The organism is Streptomyces durbertensis (genome assembly GCF_014156695.1).
Taxonomy (GTDB): domain Bacteria; phylum Actinomycetota; class Actinomycetes; order Streptomycetales; family Streptomycetaceae; genus Streptomyces; species Streptomyces durbertensis.
Genome location: NZ_WMLF01000680.1, coordinates 1 through 1,879 on the forward strand (window position 1 = coordinate 1; position 1,879 = coordinate 1,879).

Genomic DNA, 1,879 nt, shown 5'->3' on the forward strand with positions numbered 1-1,879 from the left:
ACTTGGTGCGTTCGCTCACAGGTACATGCCTTCTACCGGCCCGGTCTGCGCGGGCAGCATCGGGCCCGTGCCGCCGCCGCGCAGCGCGAACAGCTCGGCCAGCGTGGCGCCGTCCCGGCCCACGCCCCGCTCGTCGCCGAGCCAGCGGACCGCCTCCGGCCGGGTGAGCCGGCCCACCTCGATGCGCGCCAGGCAGCGCCCGGGCCGGACGACCGCCGGGTGCAGCCGCTCCAGGTCCTCGTTGGTGGTGATGCCGACCAGGACGTTCCGGCCCTGGCCGAGCAGTCCGTCGGTCAGGTTCAGCAGCCGGGACAGCGCCTGGCCCGCCGCGTGCTTGGCCTCGCCGCGGATCAGCTCGTCGCAGTCCTCCAGGACCAGCAGCCGCCAGCGGCCGCCGTCGTCCTCGGGGCCGTCCTCGCCGACCGCCAACCCCATCAGGTAGCTGACGTCGTTGAACAGCCGCTCCGGGTCGAGCACGCAGTCCACCTGGCACCACTCCCGCCAGGAGCGGGCGAGGGTGCGCAGCAGCGAGGTCTTGCCGGTGCCGGGCGGTCCGTGCAGCAGGAGCAGCCGTCCGTTGACGTCCTGGGGGGTGACCTTCATCAGGTCGTCCACCGCCTCGGCCACCGGCGCGGAGTAGTTCTGCCGGACGTCCGACCAGGAGTCGGCGGAGATCGTGCGGGTCGTGCGGTAGGGGCCGCGCATCGGGGAGGCGTACCAGAAGCCCATGCTGACCTGCTCCGGCTGCGCCTCCTCCGGCTCCGACTCGGCGCCCTCCACGGCCAGTTCGAGCTGGCGGCGGGCCAGCTCCTCACTGACCGCGCAGACGCTCACGTCGGTGTTCTGCTGCCACTTGGAGACCAGTACCGTCCAGCCGTCGCCCTCGGCGAGGGTCGCCTCGCGGTTCGCCGCGTGCGCCTTCGCGACGATCCTGGCCCCCGGCGGGAGCATCGTCCTCCCCTTCCGGGGTCGTTCCACGTTGTGGGTGCGGGCGTAGGGCTGGACACCGGAGGCGAACCGGGAGATGAACATCCCGTCCAGGACGTCGGAGGGGGAGTCGCCGTCGTCCAGGCTCAGCCTCAGGGGCAGGGCGGACGAGCGGGCGGCCGGGTCGCGGTCGACAAACATGCCCCCATGGTCAGCCACCGTCCGGCGGCGCGCACACCCTTTTACGTGTTCGCCTCCTCCGTCGCGGTACCCGGCCCCGGCCGACGGCGTCCGTGCGGGCGAACGGGCGGCCCACGGTGCCGTCTTCGTCACACCGGTGTCACCCGAAGGGATGGGTGTGACACGCCGGCAGGTCACCCGATGGAGGCCGGTCCCCGGTCCCTCGGCGCGCGTCCGTGCTGGTCGGAGCCGTTCCGGCTGGCCGTGCGGGCCGCCGTGTACGGGTGTGCGGGAATGTGAACGGCCTTGTGTGGGAATGGCTTTACCGTGGGCCGGGATACCCGCGTGCCGCCGCCGGGGGATAGGGTTAGCCTGCCCGGGCCGGGTGCCATCGTATGGGTGGGGAGTCTCATGGAGCAGATAACAATGCCGAACAGGCCACGTGTGCCTGCGATCAACTGCGGTACGACCGCGGTGAGTTCGCGCCTGGACCGGCATCTCAGCGTGATGGGCGGCCCTGCCGTGCCCGCCGGGGAGGCGGCCGAGGCCACCACGCTGATGCGTGAGCTGACCACCCGCGACCACGGTCGTTCCCACCGCAACCGGGGAGCCCGCGTCCTGCTGTTCGCACCGCTGCGCCGGCTGCGCCGCTCGCTCTTCGGTGGCGGCGTCACCCGCTCGAAGGGGCAGGTCGGCCGCGGCTGACCCTCGCGTCGGGCGCGCCCGACGCGAACACCCCGGACGCACCCCGGCCCGTCGGCTGACCCGGCCC

General features: G+C 73.0%; 2 protein-coding genes. One reads left to right on the forward strand and one right to left on the reverse strand.

What is annotated here, in order from left to right; genetic code table 11:
* Positions 1 to 15: 15 nt before the first annotated feature.
* Positions 16 to 1,128: a DUF5925 domain-containing protein gene (locus tag GL263_RS25855; protein ID WP_182858161.1), complete on the reverse strand. Its 1,113-nt coding sequence runs from the start codon at positions 1,126 to 1,128 to the stop codon at positions 16 to 18.
* 390 nt (positions 1,129 to 1,518) lie between these two features.
* Here GL263_RS25855 and GL263_RS25860 point away from each other — a divergent pair, with 390 nt between their 5' ends.
* On the forward strand, positions 1,519 to 1,812 hold the full coding sequence (locus GL263_RS25860) for a hypothetical protein (RefSeq protein WP_182858162.1): 294 nt from the start codon (positions 1,519 to 1,521) through the stop codon (positions 1,810 to 1,812).
* Positions 1,813 to 1,879 lie beyond the last annotated feature (67 nt).